The organism is Pedobacter namyangjuensis (assembly GCF_003313325.1).
Lineage (GTDB): Bacteria > Bacteroidota > Bacteroidia > Sphingobacteriales > Sphingobacteriaceae > Pedobacter > Pedobacter namyangjuensis.
In genome coordinates, this window is the sequence record NZ_QMHQ01000001.1 from 814,437 (window position 1) to 833,390 (window position 18,954).

An 18,954-nucleotide genomic window follows, 5' to 3' on the forward strand; every position below is an offset into this window, starting at 1 on the left:
TGAACACTACGCAAATGCCTTCTATTTGGATTTGTTATAAATAAAGGGTAAATTGCGACCATATATTTTATGAAACTTTCGCAATTAAATCCAGGACAAAAAGGAACAATTGTATCTTTTACAGATGCAGAAATGTCGGTTAAGCTGATGGAAATGGGTTGCCTGCCTGGCGAAGTTGTAGAAGTTGAACGCCTTGCGCCACTCGGCGATCCAATGGCTATCCGCGTTGCGGGATATCAACTTTGCCTTCGTAAAAGCGAAGCTTCTGTTATCATAATTCAATCATAAATTGGCGGATATTAAAGTTGCATTAGTTGGAAATCCGAATACCGGAAAATCTACCGTTTTTAATCTACTAACCGGATTAAATCAGAAAATAGGAAACTTTCCCGGCATTACTGTCGATAAAAAAACAGGTTTCTGTAAACTGCCAGATACTCGCACTGCTGAGATTGTAGATTTACCTGGAACTTATAGTCTTTACCCAAAAAGTAAAGATGAGAGTATCGTTTTTCAGGTTTTAGCTGATAGAAATAACAATAGCCATCCTGATTTAATCGTGGTAATTGCCGACGCTACAAATCTTCGTCGCAACTTATTGCTTTATGCACAAGTAGCAGATTTAGGGTTGCCAACACTGCTGGTACTTAACATGGCCGACATGGCTAAGAAGGAAGGCATAGCTGTTGACGTTGATAAACTTGCCAATCGCCTAGGAATACAGGTGGTGCAAATGGCGGCAAGGAATAATGAAGGTGTAGAACTGCTTAAAGATGCAATTGCAAATTCCACCAGAATCAGTACGCAAAATTACAGTATCAATGTTAATTCGTTTGCGCCAGAGGCGATAAATGCGATTAAACAGAAGCTAAATACTGCGAACGATTATTATGCTTTGCAGGTCTTGCATCAGCATGAACATTTAGCGAATTTTACTACCAAAGAACAAAGTGAAATAGAAGAAATTGAGCGCAAGTTTAATTTTGATTCTTCAAAATTACAAGGTGAGGAGACGGTTGCTAGGTACAGACACTTGGGTACAATTTTAGATGGTGTAGTTACCGATACAGGAGCAGCTAAAAAGTTTGCCAATACCGACAAGCTTGATTCGATATTAACCCATAAGGTTTGGGGATTTGCAATCTTCCTATTATTGTTGTTCATCATATTTAATGCAATTTTCGCTTGGGCATCTTACCCAATGGATTTAATCGATGCCGGCTTCGGTTCGCTTACCGAAATGGGTCATGAGTATTTACCAGCCGGAATGTTAACTGATTTGTTTCTTGATGGCGTTGTTGCGGGTTTGGGTGGCATTGTAATTTTCATCCCTCAAATTGCGATACTATTTGCCTTTATTTCTATTCTAGAAGATACTGGATATATGGCTAGGGTTACTTTTATGATGGATAAAGTGATGAGCAAAGTAGGTTTAAATGGTAAGTCTGTGGTGCCTATGATTGGTGGTTTGGCCTGTGCAGTTCCCTCTATTATGGCCGCAAGAAATATAGAAAGCTGGAAAGATAGGATGATAACCATTATGGTTACGCCATTGGTTAGTTGCTCGGCTCGTTTGCCGGTTTATATTCTAATTATCTCTTTAATTATACCAGAAGGAACTGTTTTTGGAATTTTTAATACGCAGGGTTTGGCTTTGATGGCTATGTACTTGGTGGGCATGGTTGGTGCGGTTTTGGTAGCTTGGATAATGAAGTTTTTAATCAAAGCTAAGGAACGCTCGTACTTTATTATGGAGTTGCCTGTTTACCGAATGCCGAGATGGAATAATGTTTTTTTTACCGTTGTAGAAAAATCTAAAACCTTCGTTTTCGAGGCCGGTAAGGTAATTATTGCTATTTCTATCATTTTATGGGTAATGGCATCTTTCGGTCCCGGGGATAGGTTTGAAAACATCGAGAATAAATATGCTGCAGCATTGGCTGACACTACAAAGAATACCCAGCATATCGAAAGTTTAATTAGCAGCGAAAAATTAGAAAATTCTTATGTCGGTATTTTAGGGCATTGGATAGAACCATCAATAAGACCGTTAGGTTATGATTGGAAAATAGGCATTGCCTTAATTACTTCGTTTGCCGCCAGAGAAGCATTTGTAGGAACTATGGCTACCATTTACAGCGTAGATGGTGGAGATGAAGACACGGATACCATTAGAGAGCGTATGTTAAGCTCGATTAATAGCAGAACAGGTTTGCCGGTTTATACTTTTGCCACAGGTATTTCTTTAATGCTTTTTTACGCCTTCGCGATGCAGTGCATGAGCACGGTTGCCATCGTTTACAGAGAAACAAAATCTTGGAAGTGGCCAATTATACAGTTGGTTTACATGACTGCGATGGCTTATTTTGCCGCATTAATTGCTTACCAATTGTTGAAATAACTTAGGTTTCTTTAATTGCCTGTTTGCAAAGCTTTTCTATTTAAGAGGAATTTAACATCAAGTAATTGAAGAATAGGTCTTGTCTTGTTTCTGTTAAATCGAGGAGCTGTGGTTACGCCTTGGAAGACGAGTTTGTTAAAAAAATGGTTAATTTTAAAGCGTGAATAAAGTTGATGTTTTAGCGCAATACATGCCTGCAGATGCTGCTCCAATTATTTCTAAATGGATCGATTACTTTCAATGCGAATTTAAAATCTCTAAGGGTAGGACAACTAAACTCGGCGATTACAGACATCCGTTTAAAGATAAGGGGCACAAAATATCCGTTAATAACAACCTGAATCCTTTTGCTTTTTTAGTTACAACTGTACATGAGTTTGCGCATTTGCTTACTTGGAATGATCATAAAAATAAGGTGAAGCCTCATGGTGCAGAATGGAAGCACAATTTCAAAAGGATGATGAATCCTTTCTTCGATTTAAATGTATTCCCGTCAGATATTCATCAGACTATTATTACTTACCTTAATAATCCATCGGCATCAAGCTGTACAGATTTAAGCCTTGCTAGAGCGTTAAAAAAGTATGATCCTGTTATCAATACAATCCGCGTAGAAGAATTGCCACACGATACGGTTTTTGTGCTAAAAGATGGCAGGAGATTTAAAAAAGGAGAAAGAATGCGTAAACGCTATCGTTGTCTGTGTTTAGATAATGGAAACGTTTATCTGTTTAACCCACTTGCCGAAGTATTTTTAGCAACTGGTACGTAAATAGCTTCTTGATCTTTAACTACCCAATCTATATCAAGTTTCTGATTTTTAAATTGGATAGGATTATTTAGCAAGCTATCAATAAAGCCATCCTTTTCGTTTACTAAAATACTTGCGCTGTAACCATTCTGCATTTTACTTTTTAGTACGATGTATCTAGAATCCGGATAAGTTGTAATGTTTTCAAACACCATATCAAATTTATCAGTCCCCGCTAAAACATCATTTAAAGAGGCTATGTTGTCCAAAATAGATTTATCGCTTTTTGGATTTTTACTCAATGGGATGTCAATAAAGGGCAACGATTTAATTTCGCCTCCGGCAGATGCGGTTCTGCTATCTGTTTTAAAAATTGTGTTGCTACGCAAAAACGTTCGTGAGTCTTTAAAAACGTTTCCATCATCGGCGGCCAACATTGTACTGTTGCTTTGCAATACTAAGCTGTCATTTCTTAAATAATATTTTTTCAGGTTACTGTTTATTCCACCATTGTTGGCATGCTCTACTAAAAGTACTGTCCGGTTGTTATCACTATAACTTTCTACGTAGAACGATAAATCGCCAAGCATATAGACGAGGCTAGTTCTTTTGCTAAGAGTAGGTAATATTTTGTCGATAGAATCTGCATAGCCGACAATGGTTTTTGCATTTAAGTCGGTTGCAAATTCATCACCTAAGCCAGCCTGCGGGTGATCGGATTTTATTTTGTTACAGCCCAGAATTGTACTAAATAGGCAAGCAACAGCTAAAAAATATACAGTTTTCATAATCCCAAATAAGTAAGATGCCTTATTTAGTAAGTGGCTATTATCGTGCCAATAGGAGGCTGTGGTAATTTAGTAAGCTAATAAATTTTCAATTGTTTCTCCTAATCTAGATTTTGCTAAGAAGCTATCCTCCAATATTTTGCTCATCGGTATTGCGGTATCTAAACTTGCGCAACGCATTACCGGCGCATCTAAATACTTAAAACAATGCTCTGCAATGTGTGCACTTAGCTCCGCCCCAAAGCCAGAGCTTAAAGTGTCTTCGTGTAAAATAAGCACCCGTCCAGTTGCTTTTACCGTTTTTTCAACTGTTTCCTTGTCCCAAGGTTGCAAACTAACCAAATCTACTAAAGTAGCGCTGATAGTTGGGTTTTCTTTTAAGTATGCCAATGCCCAATGTACGCCTAAACCATATGTGATTACAGTTAACTGATTGCCTTGCTTTAATACATTTGCTTTGCCAATCTCTACAGTATAATAACCATCTGGTACCATGCCCGTTAAACTACGGTACAAGTACTTATGTTCGAAATAAATTACCGGGTTTGGATCCTCTACTGCCGCTATTAACAAGCCCTTTGCATCGTAAGGAAATGCTGGATAAACGACTTTTAAACCAGGAGTTTTGGTAAACCAAGCCTCGTTACTTTGAGAGTGGAAAGGTCCGGCGCCTGTTCCGGCACCAGTAGGCATGCGCACCACTACATCGGCCTTTTCGCCCCAACGGTAATGAGTTTTTGCCAGGTTATTTACAATTTGGTTAAATCCGCAGGTTACAAAATCGGCAAATTGCATTTCTACAATTGCTTTTGCGCCATTAATTGATAAACCTAAACCTGTACCAACAATTGCCGACTCGCAAATAGGCGTGTTCCTAACCCTAGCTTTGCCAAAGGCTGAAACAAAGCCATCGGTTATTTTAAAAGCACCGCCGTATTCTGCTACATCCTGCCCCATAATTACTAGCTCTGGGTAACGTTGCATAGCCTGTTTTAAGCCATCGCTAATCGCATCTAGATACCGAATTTCCTTCTCTTCGCCGGTTGGCGAAACCACATTTTGTTGATAGGGAAAATACATGTCTTCTTGCTCGACAGTTGGGTTGGCTATAGGTTCGGTTTCTGCAAAAGCTTCTTCAACTTCGTTTTCTATATCACGCTTAAAACCAATTTTTATCGATGCTATTAAATCTTCGTTCAAAACTCCCTGTGTTAAAAGGAAGTTTTCAAAATTCTTTACCGGATCTTTTTTGCCCCATTCATCAAAAAGCGCTTGCGGAACATATTTAGTTCCTGATGCTTCTTCGTGCCCACGCATCCTAAATGTTAAACATTCTACTAAAACAGGTCTAGGATTTTCTCTTATGCTTTCTGCTATTTCAGTTATCTTATCATAAACTTCCAAGATATTATTCCCATCAATCTTAAAACCCTCCATACCATAACCGATAGCTTTATCCACTAGGTTTTCACATTTAAATTGTTCGTTCTTTGGTGTAGATAAGCCATATCCATTATTTTCGATGATGAAAATTACGGGTAAATCCCAAACTGCAGCTACGTTTAAGGCTTCATGAAAATCACCTTCGCTGGTAGCGCCTTCGCCAGTAAAAACAAGTGTGGCTTTTTTTCTGTCGGCAATTAAATCTGCTAAGGCAATTCCATCGGCTAAAGCCAATTGTGGGCCTAAATGAGAGATCATGCCTACGATTTTATAGTCTTGTGTTCCGAAGTGGAAGGAGCGATCTCGGCCTTTTGTAAAACCAGATATTTTGCCCTGCCATTGCGCCATTAATTTTTTTAGCGGGATGTTTCTACTTGTAAAAACGCCTAAATTGCGGTGCATTGGTAAAATGTATTCATCGCTCTGCATAGCTAAGGTGGTACCAACAGCTATCGCTTCTTGCCCAATACCAGAAAACCATTTGCCAATTCGACCTTGACGTAAAAGAATAAGCATTTTCTCCTCCACCATACGTGGATAAAGTAGTGTTTTATAAAGCGCTAAAAGTTTAGCGTCATCCTTATCTTTTCTATCGAACTGCATATTTGGTTGGTATTTATAAAACACTTAGAATCTAGCTCCTAAATTCTAAGTTACAATTTGATTTCGAAATCTAAACTCCAGATTTAAGACTCTGGATTTTTCTTTGCGTCTTCCCATTGTTTAGCGAAAGATTTTTGAGCTACTTCTGGCATCTCTCTGTATTTACCCCAGCTTTTTTTGAAAAATGTTTTTAGGAAGAAATTTTTCATTTTGCCACCTAACATGTCCATGAGCTTACGATTTTTCATGCCTTTTTTCCAGATGTTCCAACCAATTTCTTCGGTTTTAGTGTTTTCATGCTGGCTGGCTGCATCTCTTCTATTAAGCAATAACATTTTATGGATATCAATTTTAACTGGGCAAACTTCAGAACATTTTCCGCACAAGCTAGAGGCATAGCTAAGATGCTTAAACTCTTTCATCCCTTTAAAATGAGGCGTAATAATAGAGCCAATTGGTCCACTGTAAGTGGTATCATAAGTATGGCCACCAATATTTTTGTAAACCGGGCAAGCATTTAAGCATGCACCGCAACGGATGCAATACAAAGCTTGGCGTTGTTCTTTTTGTGCCAAAAGATTGGTTCTGCCATTATCTAAAAGCACCACATACATTTCTTCAGGTCCGTCGGTTTCATTTGCCTGGCGAGGACCACTTAACAAAGTATTGTAAACCGTTAAATTTTGCCCAGTTCCATGGCTGGCAAGTAAGGGCCAAAATAAGTCTAAATCTGCGATAGATGGAATTACCTTTTCTATGCCAACAATGGCAATATGTATTTTAGGGAATGTTGTACATAAGCGAGCATTTCCTTCGTTTTCCGTTAGCGCTACGCTACCAGTGTCGGCCACTAAAAAATTGCCTCCAGAGATACCAATATCGGCTGTCAGATATTTTTCTCTTAATAATTCTCTCGCTTTTTGTGTAAGTTGCTCAGGCGTGGCATCAACAGGGGTGCCAAATTTATCGTGAAATAATTGTGCAATTTCTACCTTGCTTAAGTGCATGGCTGGTGTAACAATATGATAAGGCTTTTGCCCCAAAAGCTGTACAATGTATTCACCTAAATCACTTTCTAACGATTCTATTTCATTCTTTTCCAGAAACTCATTTAAATGAATTTCTTCGGTAGTCATAGATTTAGATTTTATAACCGTTTTTCCGCCACTTCTTTTAATGATATTTAGGATTTCGGTTTGCGCTTCTTCAACGTCATTTGCCCAGATAACCTTGCCACCACGTTTTTGGAAATTAGATTCAAATTCTGGTAAAAATTTATCTAAATTTTCCATCACACGCCATTTGGTAACATGTGCCTTCTTTTTAGACTGCTCCAAATTTTCGAATTTAGACAAACCCCTTTCTACAGCAGCATTATATTTTCCAATATTATGATTGATGGTATTACGATGAGGGATGTCAAAAGCTTTTTCATCGGCTTTTGTTATAAATTCTTCGGCAGTATTGATCATCTTCAAAGATAAAAAGATTTAAGCTAACGTATAAGCTACAAACGCTAAATACAGTGCCGTTAATGCATGGATTCTAAAAAAGTTTTAAACAAAAAAGCCGATGGCGGTTAACCATCGGCTTTTTATATCATTATAAACTATTATTTAGTTTTTGGCGTACCGTCTTCGTTTTTATTAACAACTGGACGATTTGCACCATTAGCTAATTCCCAAGCAGTGAAATAAACTAATTGAGATCTTTTTGCCAACATTGGGAAATCGATTTTGCTAACCTCATCTCCAGGTTGGTGGTAATCTTTGTGCGTACCGTTAAAGTAGAAAATTACCGGAATACCGAACTTAGCAAAGTTGTAGTGATCTGAACGATAGTAGAAACGGTTTGGATCTGTACGGTTGTTATATTTTTCGTCCATAACAATATTTACATAATCTGCATTTGCTTTTTTGCTAACATTATCTAAATCATCGCTTAACATATTAGAACCAATAATGTAAACGAAGTTATTGTCGCCTGGGCGAGCATCGTCACCACGACCAATCATATCGATATTTAAGTTTGCAATAGTGTTAGCGATAGGGAATACAGGGTATTCTGAATACCACTCAGAACCTAATAAACCTTTTTCCTCGCCACATACTGTCATAAATAAAATACTGCGTTTCGGGCCATGACCAGCTTTTTTAGCTTTAGCAAAAGCCTCAGCCAATAATAAAACGCCAGTAGTTCCAGAACCATCATCATCAGCACCGTTGTTAACTTTATCAACGGCGTTTGGATCTTTAACTAATCCAATATGGTCATAGTGGCCAGTAACCACCAATACTTCGTTTTTTAATTTCGGATCAGAACCTTCCAAGAAACCTAAAACGTTTTCCGCTCTTAAAACAGTTTCTTTAATGCTTGCTGCAAAAGTAACCGGAGTATTGATTACAACAGTTGCAGGTTTAACACTTTCTGTGATCGCTTTTTTAGCAGCATCTACTGTAGTGTTAGCACCAGATAGAATTTGATTTGCTACAGCAGTGCCAATTGTAACAACTGGAATAGGAGCTACAGTAGGTGTTGCATTTTTCTTTTTATCGTATTTTAAACCTTCAGAACCACCGGTTAAGTAAGCTTTAAGTCGTGGATTTATATTGTCTACTGATGGTTCGATAACCAATACACCAGCGGCTTTTTTCTCTGTTAAATATTTGATTTTGTTTTGTAAGCTACCAACACTACTTGGTGCTCTTCTGCCACCTTGTGCAGGTGCTTCTGCAGGTTTTGCAGTTGGATCTCCGCTAGAGAAAACCATAACAACTTTACCAGCAACATCCTGGCCAGCATATTCATCAAAACCATCTTTGCTAATACCAAAACCGGCAAAAATAACAGCGTTAGCTTTAACGTCGAAACCAGCATCGCCTACAGCGTTAGGCATTATATAAAAATCTTTAAGATTCTCTTTTGCTTGTCCGTTTACAGTTAAAGTAGTTTTATCTAGTTTTTTTGTAGAAAAGCCAACGTTTTGAAAATATGGATCTTTACCGCCTTTAACTGGACCGGTTAAGCCGAAACTTTTAAACTGTTTTTTGATATAATCGGCAGCCATCCAAGCGCCTTTAGTGCCAGTCTCTCTGCCTTCGTATTCATCAGATGCAAGGATAGAAAGGTGGTCATAGCCTCTATCTTTATTGATAGTTTGACTATACTTGATAGCGTTTTTGTCTTGCGCTACCGCACTGAAAGTTAGCATTACTGCCAAACCAGTGTATAGAAATTGTTTTTTCATCAGTTTTATTTGTTTAAGTATTGGTAATGCTGTTGCCAACCTTACCTTGTTAGGTGTTTTTTTATTAGCAAGAAATTTTGTAAACTCTTGTTCCGTGTCTTCCACCTTCAAACGCTGTGGTTAAAAAAGTAGTTGTCATTTCCTTTGCAAGTTCTTCGCTTACAAACCTAGCCGGGATGCATAAAATGTTTGCATTGTTGTGTTGCCTAGCCAAAGCAGCAATATCATTTTGCCAACAAATGGCGGCTCTAATACCTTGATGTTTATTAGCAGTTATTGCAACGCCGTTAGCACTACCACAAACTAAAATACCAAAATCGAACAAGCCATTTTCAACAGCCTCGGCAACAGGGTGAGCAAAATCTGGATAATCTACCGAATCGTTACTGTAAGTGCCAAAATCCTTAACTTCGTAATTAGCTAAAAATTCTTTTACCAATTCTTTATAATCGAATCCGGCATGATCAGAGCCAATGGCAATTTTAAGTTTGTTTTCTGTAGGCATTTTCAAATTTAGATAGAATTATAAATATAAAGCGTAAATTTTTTGTTGCTCGTTATTTAACAATTACTAGTCCTTCTTCCTTTAATCTTTTCTTTTGGATGTTTGCCGAAATCATAATACTTAATTCATAAAGTAAGAATAATGGTAGAGCAACAATCATCATGGTATACGGATCTGCAGTTGGGGTTACAATTGCCGCAACTACTAAAATTAATACGGTTGCATACCTTCTGCTAGACCTCATAAACTGCGGTGTCATTACACCAAGTTTAGAGAGGATGAATATTACTACAGGTAACTGAAAAATAAGGCCAGTTCCTAAGGTTAGGGTTAAGATTGTAGATAGGTAAGAATCAATTGTAATCGTGTTTGCGATGCTTTCATCAACCGTAAAGTTTAATAAAAAGTTGATAGAAAATGGGGCGATAATATAGTAGCCAAAAGCTACACCTAAGAAAAATAGTACTGAAGCAAAAAATACGAATCCACTTGCAGATTTTCTTTCGTTATCTAGTAAAGCAGGTTTAATAAACAACCAAATTTCAAATAGGAGGTAAGGTACGCCTAATATGATACCAGCCATGATACATGAGTTCATTTGCAAGGTAAACTGACCAGACATCTCTGTGTTAATTAGCTTTGCATCTATTTTTGTAATACAAAACTCTTTACCAATTGCCGGAAACATGTCTACCAATTTGCAACCCATTCTGTAGGTCCAGAAGCCGGGTGTTTTTGGACCCATAATAATTTTACCCCAGATAAAATCGGTAAAATAAAATGCACCACAAATAAAAACAGTTACTACGGCTAAAGTTCTAAGCAAGTGTTTTCTAAGAACATCGATATGATCGAAGAAAGACATTTCTGCCTCTAGATTTTTTCCTTTTTTCTTAATCGAATCTATCAGATCCTTTGCTTTGTTGTCGCTCATTGAAATAATTAGTAAACAAAAATACCATTCTATTTGATATAGAATGGTATTTACGGTTAAAATCTAATAAAAGATTATATTATTCTGAAAATTCAAAAGTTTCCATGAATTTGGTAGTAAAGTTACCCGCTCTAAAGTTGGGGTCTTTCATCAATTTCAAGTGGAAAGGAATAGTTGTTTTTACACCTTCAATTACAAATTCGCTTAACGCACGTTCCATGGTGCAAATTGCTTCTTCGCGAGTTTGAGCTACGCAAATTAGCTTTGCAATCATCGAATCGTAATTCGAAGGAATTTGATAGCCTGCATAAACGTGTGTATCTACACGCACACCATGGCCGCCTGGAGAATGGAAATTCGTGATTTTTCCTGGCGAAGGCCTAAAGTTGTTGAAAGGATCTTCTGCGTTAATACGGCACTCAATTGCGTGCATATTTGGCACATAGTTATTTCCAGAAATAGGAATACCGGCAGCCACCTTAATTTGTTCTTTAATTAAATCGAAGTTAATTACCTCTTCAGTTACCGGATGTTCCACTTGGATACGTGTATTCATCTCCATAAAGTAGAAGTTACGGTGTTTGTCAACCAAAAACTCAACTGTTCCTGCGCCTTCGTAATTAACAGCCAAAGCACCTTTAATTGCCGCTTCACCCATTTTCTCACGCAGTTCAGGTGTCATAAAAGGAGAAGGAGCTTCTTCTACCAATTTCTGGTGGCGACGTTGGATTGAACAATCTCTTTCAGATAAATGGCAAGCTTTTCCAAATTGATCTCCAATAATCTGGATTTCAATGTGGCGAGGATCTTCGATATATTTTTCTAAATATAAACCATCGTTACCAAAAGCAGCGCCCGATTCCTGACGAGCACTGTCCCAAGCATTTTCAAAGTCTTCGTCTTTCCAAACAATACGCATACCACGGCCACCACCGCCTGCGGTAGCTTTTAAAATTACCGGATAGCCCATTTCCTTAGCTATCTCAATACCTTCTTTAACGCTGGTTAACAAACCATCAGAACCTGGTATAGTTGGTACACCAGCAATTTTCATGGTTTCCTTAGCCGAAGCTTTGTCGCCCATTCCGTTAATTTGTTCTGGCGTAGCGCCAATAAACTTAATTCCATAATCACGGCACACCGAAGAAAATTTAGCATTTTCTGATAAGAAACCGTAACCTGGATGTATCGCATCAGCATTGGTTAACTCTGCTGCCGAGATAATATTTGGAATACTTAAATAGGAATCTTTGCTTGGAGGTGGACCAATACAAACAGCCTCATCGGCAAAACGTACATGTAAACTCTCCCTATCTGCGGTAGAATATACAGCAACCGTTTTTATGCCCATTTCTTTACAGGTACGTATAATACGCAAAGCGATTTCGCCCCTGTTGGCAATTAATATTTTTTTAAACATAATTCTTTTAAAATTAGCTAATTAGCCAATTGATAAATAGCTAATTAAATAGGTTCTACTAAAAATAACGGTTGATCGTACTCTATTGGAGATGCGTTATCTACCAATACCTTAACGATACGGCCAGAAACTTCACTCTCAATTTCATTGAAAAGTTTCATCGCCTCAACAATACAAATTACCTTGCCAACACCAATTTCATCACCTACGTTTACAAACGAAGGCTTGTCTGGGCTAGCAGAGCGGTAGAACGTACCAATCATCGGAGATTTGATCGTAATATATTTAGAATTATCTTCTGCTGGTGTACTAGGAGCTGGTGCTGCTGCAGCTTGCGCTACCGGAGCGGCAACTGGAGCAACAGGTTGTGGTGCAAGTGCCTGAGGTAAAGCTGCATTTACGTAAACCGGCTCTTGGTTAGTTTTAATTGTAATTTTGAAGTTTTCTTGCTCAATAGCAACTTCATTTACGCCCGACCGAGAAACAAATTTAATCAGTTCCTGAATTTGTTTAATATCCATTCTTTAGTTGTTATGTTAAAAAAATTGGTGTATGGTTTGTTTAACTAAGTTATTGTTTTTTTGTTTGGTATTTTGCTGTTTAGTTTTTCGGTTTTTTAGCTTTTGATTATTTCCAAACAACTAAAAAACAAATTAAACAGGCAACCGCTAACTATTATAAGCCCACTTAAGGTACACAGAACCCCAAGTAAAGCCTCCGCCAAATGCGGCTAAAATTATGTTATCGCCTTTTTTTAATTTGCTTTCCCATTCCCATAAACATAATGGAATAGTTCCGTTGGTTGTGTTGCCGTAACGCTCAATATTAATCATTACTTTATCAGAATCTACACCCATTCTAGACGCAGTTGCATCTATAATACGTTTGTTTGCTTGGTGTGGTACTAACCATGCAACATCATCAGAAGTTAAGCTATTGCGCTCCATAATTTCTGCAGCCACATCAGCCATGTTTGTTACCGCAAATTTAAATACGGTTGGACCTTCTTGATGTGCGAAATGTTCGTTAGCATCAATAGTTTCGTGTGTTGCTGGTTTAACAGAACCACCAGCTTTCATGCCTAAAAATTCTCTTCCCGAACCGTCAGATCTTAAGATAGAATCCTGTATGCCCAAACCTTCCTCGTTAGGCTCTAGTAAAGCACAACCGCAACCATCACCAAAAATAATGCAAGTAGTACGGTCTTTATAGTTAATAATAGACGACATTTTATCGCCACCCACAACTAATACTTTTTTATGTTTGCCAGACTCTATAAATTGAGCGCCTGTACTTAGGCCAAAGATAAAGCCAGAACAAGCTGCCTGTAAATCGTAGCCCCAAGCGTTTTTAGCGCCAACTTTATCTGCTAGTACGTTGGCAGTTGCCGGAAAGGTAAAATCTGGCGTTGTAGTACAGAAAATGATTAAATCAATTTCCATTGCATCAATACCACGTTTTTTAAGCAAACCATTAACAGCGTGTACCGCCATATCTGATGTGCCTAAACCTTCGCCTTTTAATATTCTTCGCTCTCTAATGCCTGTTCTAGAAGTTATCCACTCATCAGAGGTATCTACTAGGGTTTCCATCTCCTTATTAGTCATAATGTAATCAGGAACGTAACCATTAACGGCAGTAATAGCAGCGTGAATTTTATTCATTTGTGTGTTGTTTAAGTTTTATTGGAATGCAGCTTGTATTTTTCCAACAAGGTTAGAGGTAATAATATCCCTAGATTGGAAAATCATATTTTTGATAGCCTCCGGAGAAGAAATGCCATGTCCAATTAATACTGGAGCATTAACACCCAATACCGGGCTGCCACCATAGTTTTCGTAGTTAAAACGGTCAAAAAACTCATCTTTCAATCCCTTTTTAATCGTTAATACATAAAACGATTCTGCTAATTTAAGCATTATGTTTCCAGTAAAACCATCGCAAACAATAACATCAGCTTTATCGTTAAATAAATCTCTACCTTCTACGTTACCTACAAAATTAAAAAGTTTGGTTTCTTTCATTAATCGATGACTGGCTAGCGTAATCATGTTGCCTTTTTCATCTTCTTCGCCGATGTTCATTAACGCTACCTTAGGGTTGTTAACTTGCATTACGTTTTCGGCATAAAGACTGCCTAAAACAGCAAAATCCATCAAGTTGTCGGGTTTGCAATCGGCATTAGCACCTACGTCTAGTAATAAGCCTGTACCACCTTTAAGTTTGGGTACAATTGTACATAAACATGGTCTAGAAATGCCAGCTATCGGCTTAACGCTAAAAACTGCGCCAACAAGCATTGCGCCAGAATTGCCCGCACTTGCGAAAGAATCTATTTTGCCTTCTTTTAATAATTGGAAACCTACTGCGATACTAGAATTTGGCTTTTGTAAAATAGCCTTAGTAGGATGTTCGCCCATACCAATAACATCGTCGGTATGAACGTATTCGAAATGGTCCGGGTTAAAACCGGCCTCCGAAAGTAGAGGTTTAATCTGCTGAGTATCACCAATAAGCACTAACTGCTCATCGGCTTTTAGGGATGAATGAGCAGCTATTGCTCCTAAAACATTAGCTTTAGGAGCATAGTCTCCGCCCATAATATCGAGACCTATTTTCATAGTAAAAATCTTTTGTGTGTAAGCATTATCGCTTTTACTTCTATTAATCTAAGGTAAACTTAAACTAACAGAAAACACAAAAATTTTCTTAGAAAATTAACCTATTGAAGTGTTTTCTATAACTAATTTACCGTTGTAGTACAAGTTACCATCAACATTGTAAGCTGTGTGTGGAACGTGTATTGCACCAGTAGTTTGGCATGTTGTCAAAGAAGGAGCTTCTGCTTTATAGTGAGTTCTTCTTTTATTTCTTCTTTGTTTAGAAATCTTGCGTTTTGGATGTGCCATTGCTGATTTGTTTTAATATTATTTTAATTTTTTTAACGCTTCCCAACGTGGGTCGTCAGTTTTTTCTTCTTCTACTTCTGTATTTCCACTGGCCAGTTTCTCTAAAGTTGCAATCATTTCTGGGTCGCACTTTTGGTTGTTGCCAGCTTCTTCGCAGTTGTTAATGTACGGTACAGATACGTTTATAAATTCGTAAATCATTTCCGAAACATCCAACTCGCTTTCCTTTCTTTCTAAAACAATGATTTCTAAATCATCGCTTTCTAAAGCATCCTCAGCAAATTTTACAATCTGCCTTTCTTTAACATCAATTGGTTGCGAAAACTCCGATAAACATTTGTCGCAGTTCAGCTGCATGGTTCCAAAAATATGGAAATGCAAAATCAACATTGTTTCCTGTTTATCTAGCTCAAGCGTAACTTTAAGTGCCCCATCTTTAACCAAAGAGTACTCAAACGCATCAAAAAAGCTTTTATCAATATCAAAATCGAATTGATGTTTGCCCAATTTTAAACCAGTAAATGGGATAGAAAATTGTTTTAATGCTTTCAATTGTAACTAAATTTTAGCCTGCAAAGGTATGAAATATTTTATTAAAACGAAATCTTTTTAGAAAAATGAAACATGAATAATTTGTGCTTTAGCCTAGGCTGTTCAAATTGCCTAATTCTCTTAACCTCTTTAGGTTAAATTTGAAAAACTAGGCTAAGGTCATTTTGCTTTATTCAGTCCTTCTTTCCGCTTTAATCGCCTGCGTGCCTTCGGCTCATGTCTGCTTCAATAAGGTTTATATTACAAAGGTAGTGGTTCTTTTGAAAATTTGCATCCCCTCATAGGAGCAGAAAAGATATATTTAGCCCTGATCGAAGCGACATCTTTTTGTGTGCTCAGCTTGAGCGAAGCGAAAGGAGGCACAAAAAATACAGCGTAGAGCAGGAAGCAACTTTAAAATGAATTGCTGAATTGCGCTTCAAATATTCTTAGCAAAAGCTCAGACTGAGGCTGCGCATAAAATAATGAGTAGAGCAACTAATACGTTCGGATAGTTATTGGATATTGCTGCTAAGTATGCAAGGCGATTAAAATTTATTTTGCCAATACCATTTCCTTATTGTTTCGGCTCCATTCGCTCCAAGAACCAACATATAATTTCGGCATAGCTAAACCGGCATAATCCATAGCTAACAGCAAGTGGCAAGCCGTTACGCCCGAGCCACAATGCACAATGGTATCTTCAAGATTCAGGTTTTCTAATTCCATTTCCAATACTTTTTTTAAAACCTTCGGATTAAAGAAAAAACCATTTTCATCTAAACTTTTGGTAAAAGGGAAATTGATAGCGCCTGGAATATGCCCTGCAATTAAATCAATTGGTTCTGTTAAACCAGCGTAGCGATTCGCATCTCGAACATCAATAATCGTTTGGTTGCCCGTTTTGCTAGCAACTTCTATTTCATCAATAGCTACAATTGGTAACTGCCAGTTTTTTATCGGATAAGGCTTTTTGCTTTCAGCTTTAGGCATTAAGTTATCTACAGGAAATTCTCCTTTAACCGCTGCTTGGAAACCTCCATTTAATACTTGAACTTTTTCATGACCAATAGCCCTTAACATCCACCAGAAACGAGCTGCCGCATTGCTTCCGTTTTTATCATCATAAATAATTATGTGGCTGTTCTCGTCAATACCTAAATTGCCTAACAGTATGCCGAATTGTTCGGGTGATGGCAGTGGATGTCTTCCGCCTATGGCGAAATCTCCAATGTTGGCTAAATCTGTATTTAAATCTACATAGAATGCACCTGCTAAATGACCTTCGTCATAGCGAGGTTTTGAGCCAGCACTAGCATCAATAAGAATATAATTTTTGGGATCTAAAGCTAATAATTCAGAAGGTTGAATGATTGGAGAAATGTTTCGTTTCATAAATTCATCTTTAGCTTCAAAACTCAATTTCTAATTCGCATCATCCTTAATGTCACCTGCGGTTTCAATTAGTTTTCCGCCACTGCGCAATTGGTTTTTTAATAAGCTTTCTTGCTCTCTGCGATGTTTAACAATATGTATGGCTGCAAAAACCGCCTCCATAAACGAAGTTGGATCGGCAACATTTTTACCTGCAATATCGTATCCTGTCCCATGATCTGGAGAAGTGCGTACAAATTTCAGCCCCGCGGTGTAATTTACGCCAGTATCAAAAGCAATGGTTTTAAAAGGAATTAAACCTTGGTCGTGGTACATAGCCAACACCGCATCGAATTTTTTATAAGTGCCATTACCAAAAAAGCCATCGGCAGGGTAAGGACCAAAACAAATAATGCCTTTGTCAAATGCTTGTTGTATAGCCGGACTAATAATTTCTGCTTCTTCTTTGCCTAACAATCCATTATCACTAGCGTGAGGATTTAAGCCCAAAACTGCAATTTTTGGTTTTTCAATCCAGAAATCCTTTTTCAAGCTTTCGTTAATCAGTTGAAGTTTTTTTACAATGTTTGGCGTGGTTATCGCCTTTGGCACATCTAAAACCGGAATGTGGCCTGTAACTACACCAACACGTAGCGTTTCGCTAATTAAAAACATTAATACATCGTTGCTTCCGCTACGCTCTTGTAAATATTCTGTATGGCCAGGGAAAGTAAAATTCTCTGATTGGATGTTGTTTTTATTGATTGGAGCAGTAACTAACGCATCAATTGCGCCACTTACCAAATCGTCGGTAGCTTTTTGTAAAGATAGTAAAGCGTATTTTCCGCCGGTTTCATTGGCAACGCCAAGTTCAATTCTTACATCTTCTTCCCAAGCGTTAATCATATTTACCTTGCGTGGGTTTGCATCGGCAGGCGTGTTAATTACATTAAACATAAAATCGCTCATGTGTAATGCTTTTCTGTGGAAAGAAGCCACCTTAGTATGACCGTAAACTATAGGCGTACAATAATCTAACATCTTGCTTTCGGCAAAGGTTTTAAGAATAACTTCTAAACCTATACCGTTTATATCGCCTACACTTATACCTATTTTAACTTTATCGCTCATGTTGTTGTAAATAGAATTTGGCGCAAATTAATAAATAGAATTGAGATGTAAGGTGTATGGCAAAAGGTTTAAGGTGTATTGCGAACCTTAAACCCTAAACCTTAAACCTTATTACTACCTTTGCGATTATGAGTTTAGTAAAAGCGAAAAAGCATTTAGGTCAGCATTTTTTAACCGACAAAAAAATTGCCGAACGTATTGTAGATGGATTAATTCACACCGATAAATACCGTCAGGTTTTAGAAGTTGGACCGGGTATGGGGATTTTGTCTGACATACTTTTAGCACGAGAAAATCTAGAGACTTTTTTAATTGATATCGATGTTGAATCTGTTGCTTTTTTAGCCAAAAAATACCCGCAATTGGGTGATAGACTAATTAGTGGCGATTTTTTAAAACTTGATCTAACCTCTATTTTTGCGGGTAAGTTCGCCGTGATAGGTAATTTTCCGTATAATATTTCGTCTCAAATTTTATTCAAAATATTAGAGCATAAAGATAACGTAGTCGAGATGGTGGGCATGTTTCAGAAAGAAGTTGCCGAGCGATGCGCTTCGAAATCCGGAACTAAGGAATACGGTATTTTGAGTGTGCTGATACAAGCTTATTATAACATAGAATATTTGTTTACGGTAAAGCCGGGCACATTTAATCCGCCACCAAAGGTTAATTCTGGTGTAATTAGGCTAAGCAGAAATGATGTGGAAACCTTGCCATGCGATGAAAAACTGTTTTGGCGTACGGTAAAAGGAGGCTTTAATCAACGGAGAAAAACCCTGCGAAATGCACTGTCTGGCACCATTCCTAAAGATAAAATGGATAGCCATCCGTTTTTTGATAAAAGAGCTGAGCAATTAAGTGTAGAAGATTTTATTGCTTTAACGCAACATTTAAGTAGTTTGATGCAACCTTAAAAG

Annotated in this window: 18 protein-coding genes; 4 read left to right on the forward strand and 14 right to left on the reverse strand. The window is 37.7% G+C overall.

Annotation, left to right across the window (positions count from 1 at the left end):
- Positions 1 to 69: 69 nt before the first annotated feature.
- The 3 genes from DUT69_RS03665 to DUT69_RS03675 all read left to right on the forward strand — a co-directional run bounded on the left by DUT69_RS03665 (position 70) and on the right by DUT69_RS03675 (position 3,173).
- Entirely contained in the window at positions 70 to 288 is a 219-nt protein-coding gene (locus DUT69_RS03665) for a FeoA family protein (protein WP_113651769.1), read from the forward strand.
- A 10-nt stretch (positions 289 to 298) separates the two neighbouring features.
- The gene (gene feoB / locus DUT69_RS03670; protein ID WP_113652481.1) at positions 299 to 2,401 is read left to right on the forward strand and encodes a ferrous iron transport protein B; all 2,103 of its coding nucleotides are present in this window, start codon (positions 299 to 301) and stop codon (positions 2,399 to 2,401) included.
- Between the two features lie 190 nt (positions 2,402 to 2,591).
- The gene (locus tag DUT69_RS03675; protein ID WP_113652483.1) at positions 2,592 to 3,173 is read left to right on the forward strand and encodes a SprT-like domain-containing protein; all 582 of its coding nucleotides are present in this window, start codon (positions 2,592 to 2,594) and stop codon (positions 3,171 to 3,173) included.
- Here DUT69_RS03675 and DUT69_RS03680 read toward each other — a convergent pair.
- The 14 genes from DUT69_RS03680 to pdxA form a co-directional block, all read right to left on the reverse strand.
- Positions 3,125 to 3,940, reverse strand: coding sequence for a hypothetical protein (locus DUT69_RS03680; RefSeq protein WP_113651770.1), 816 nt, complete (start codon positions 3,938 to 3,940; stop codon positions 3,125 to 3,127). The genes DUT69_RS03675 and DUT69_RS03680 overlap by 49 nt on opposite strands.
- Before the next feature lie 69 nt (positions 3,941 to 4,009).
- Positions 4,010 to 5,986, reverse strand: a complete 1,977-nt coding sequence (locus DUT69_RS03685) for an alpha-ketoacid dehydrogenase subunit alpha/beta (protein ID WP_113651771.1) — start codon at positions 5,984 to 5,986, stop codon at positions 4,010 to 4,012.
- A gap of 83 nt (positions 5,987 to 6,069) precedes the next feature.
- The gene (locus DUT69_RS03690; protein ID WP_113651772.1) at positions 6,070 to 7,458 is read right to left on the reverse strand and encodes a LutB/LldF family L-lactate oxidation iron-sulfur protein; all 1,389 of its coding nucleotides are present in this window, start codon (positions 7,456 to 7,458) and stop codon (positions 6,070 to 6,072) included.
- 140 nt (positions 7,459 to 7,598) lie between these two features.
- Complete coding sequence (locus DUT69_RS03695; protein ID WP_113652485.1) at positions 7,599 to 9,233, reverse strand: M28 family peptidase; 1,635 nt, start codon at positions 9,231 to 9,233, stop codon at positions 7,599 to 7,601.
- A gap of 64 nt (positions 9,234 to 9,297) precedes the next feature.
- Positions 9,298 to 9,738 (reverse strand): ribose 5-phosphate isomerase B, encoded by a 441-nt coding sequence (gene rpiB / locus DUT69_RS03700; RefSeq protein WP_113651773.1) that lies wholly within the window; start codon positions 9,736 to 9,738, stop codon positions 9,298 to 9,300.
- Positions 9,739 to 9,790: 52 nt separating this feature from the next.
- Complete coding sequence (gene tatC / locus DUT69_RS03705) at positions 9,791 to 10,672, reverse strand: twin-arginine translocase subunit TatC (protein WP_113651774.1); 882 nt, start codon at positions 10,670 to 10,672, stop codon at positions 9,791 to 9,793.
- A gap of 79 nt (positions 10,673 to 10,751) precedes the next feature.
- Positions 10,752 to 12,092 (reverse strand): acetyl-CoA carboxylase biotin carboxylase subunit, encoded by a 1,341-nt coding sequence (gene accC / locus DUT69_RS03710; RefSeq protein ID WP_113651775.1) that lies wholly within the window; start codon positions 12,090 to 12,092, stop codon positions 10,752 to 10,754.
- Between the two features lie 44 nt (positions 12,093 to 12,136).
- A complete protein-coding gene (gene accB, locus DUT69_RS03715; protein WP_113651776.1) occupies positions 12,137 to 12,613 on the reverse strand; it encodes an acetyl-CoA carboxylase biotin carboxyl carrier protein in 477 nt (158 codons plus the stop codon).
- A gap of 147 nt (positions 12,614 to 12,760) precedes the next feature.
- On the reverse strand, positions 12,761 to 13,756 hold the full coding sequence (locus DUT69_RS03720; RefSeq protein ID WP_113651777.1) for a beta-ketoacyl-ACP synthase III: 996 nt from the start codon (positions 13,754 to 13,756) through the stop codon (positions 12,761 to 12,763).
- A gap of 18 nt (positions 13,757 to 13,774) precedes the next feature.
- Entirely contained in the window at positions 13,775 to 14,713 is a 939-nt protein-coding gene (gene plsX / locus DUT69_RS03725; protein ID WP_113651778.1) for a phosphate acyltransferase PlsX, read from the reverse strand.
- A 96-nt stretch (positions 14,714 to 14,809) separates the two neighbouring features.
- Positions 14,810 to 15,001, reverse strand: a complete 192-nt coding sequence (gene rpmF / locus DUT69_RS03730; protein ID WP_113651779.1) for a 50S ribosomal protein L32 — start codon at positions 14,999 to 15,001, stop codon at positions 14,810 to 14,812.
- Positions 15,002 to 15,019: 18 nt separating this feature from the next.
- Positions 15,020 to 15,553: a YceD family protein gene (locus DUT69_RS03735; RefSeq protein WP_113651780.1), complete on the reverse strand. Its 534-nt coding sequence runs from the start codon at positions 15,551 to 15,553 to the stop codon at positions 15,020 to 15,022.
- A 534-nt stretch (positions 15,554 to 16,087) separates the two neighbouring features.
- Positions 16,088 to 16,927, reverse strand: coding sequence for a sulfurtransferase (locus DUT69_RS03740; RefSeq protein ID WP_113651781.1), 840 nt, complete (start codon positions 16,925 to 16,927; stop codon positions 16,088 to 16,090).
- 30 nt (positions 16,928 to 16,957) lie between these two features.
- Complete coding sequence (gene pdxA, locus DUT69_RS03745) at positions 16,958 to 18,037, reverse strand: 4-hydroxythreonine-4-phosphate dehydrogenase PdxA (protein WP_113651782.1); 1,080 nt, start codon at positions 18,035 to 18,037, stop codon at positions 16,958 to 16,960.
- A gap of 128 nt (positions 18,038 to 18,165) precedes the next feature.
- Between pdxA and rsmA the strand changes: the two genes are divergently transcribed.
- Positions 18,166 to 18,951 carry a 16S rRNA (adenine(1518)-N(6)/adenine(1519)-N(6))-dimethyltransferase RsmA gene (gene rsmA, locus DUT69_RS03750; RefSeq protein WP_113651783.1) on the forward strand — a complete coding sequence of 262 codons (786 nt, stop codon included), beginning with the start codon at positions 18,166 to 18,168 and terminating at the stop codon, positions 18,949 to 18,951.
- Positions 18,952 to 18,954: the final 3 nt, after the last annotated feature.

Bases quoted from the DNA above. Each gene is read 5' to 3' on its own strand.
- plsX (WP_113651778.1), bottom strand. From the start codon at position 14,713: ATGAAAATAGGTCTCGATATTATGGGCGGAGACTATGCTCCTAAAGCT.
- accB (WP_113651776.1), bottom strand. From the start codon at position 12,613: ATGGATATTAAACAAATTCAGGAACTGATTAAATTTGTTTCTCGGTCG.
- tatC (WP_113651774.1), bottom strand. From the start codon at position 10,672: ATGAGCGACAACAAAGCAAAGGATCTGATAGATTCGATTAAGAAAAAA.
- accC (WP_113651775.1), bottom strand. From the start codon at position 12,092: ATGTTTAAAAAAATATTAATTGCCAACAGGGGCGAAATCGCTTTGCGT.
- rpmF (WP_113651779.1), bottom strand. From the start codon at position 15,001: ATGGCACATCCAAAACGCAAGATTTCTAAACAAAGAAGAAATAAAAGA.
- DUT69_RS03720 (WP_113651777.1), bottom strand. From the start codon at position 13,756: ATGAATAAAATTCACGCTGCTATTACTGCCGTTAATGGTTACGTTCCT.
- pdxA (WP_113651782.1), bottom strand. From the start codon at position 18,037: ATGAGCGATAAAGTTAAAATAGGTATAAGTGTAGGCGATATAAACGGT.
- rsmA (WP_113651783.1), top strand. From the start codon at position 18,166: ATGAGTTTAGTAAAAGCGAAAAAGCATTTAGGTCAGCATTTTTTAACC.
- DUT69_RS03685 (WP_113651771.1), bottom strand. From the start codon at position 5,986: ATGCAGTTCGATAGAAAAGATAAGGATGACGCTAAACTTTTAGCGCTT.
- DUT69_RS03690 (WP_113651772.1), bottom strand. From the start codon at position 7,458: ATGATCAATACTGCCGAAGAATTTATAACAAAAGCCGATGAAAAAGCT.
- DUT69_RS03675 (WP_113652483.1), top strand. From the start codon at position 2,592: ATGCCTGCAGATGCTGCTCCAATTATTTCTAAATGGATCGATTACTTT.
- DUT69_RS03665 (WP_113651769.1), top strand. From the start codon at position 70: ATGAAACTTTCGCAATTAAATCCAGGACAAAAAGGAACAATTGTATCT.
- rpiB (WP_113651773.1), bottom strand. From the start codon at position 9,738: ATGCCTACAGAAAACAAACTTAAAATTGCCATTGGCTCTGATCATGCC.
- DUT69_RS03695 (WP_113652485.1), bottom strand. From the start codon at position 9,233: ATGAAAAAACAATTTCTATACACTGGTTTGGCAGTAATGCTAACTTTC.
- DUT69_RS03680 (WP_113651770.1), bottom strand. From the start codon at position 3,940: ATGAAAACTGTATATTTTTTAGCTGTTGCTTGCCTATTTAGTACAATT.
- DUT69_RS03740 (WP_113651781.1), bottom strand. From the start codon at position 16,927: ATGAAACGAAACATTTCTCCAATCATTCAACCTTCTGAATTATTAGCT.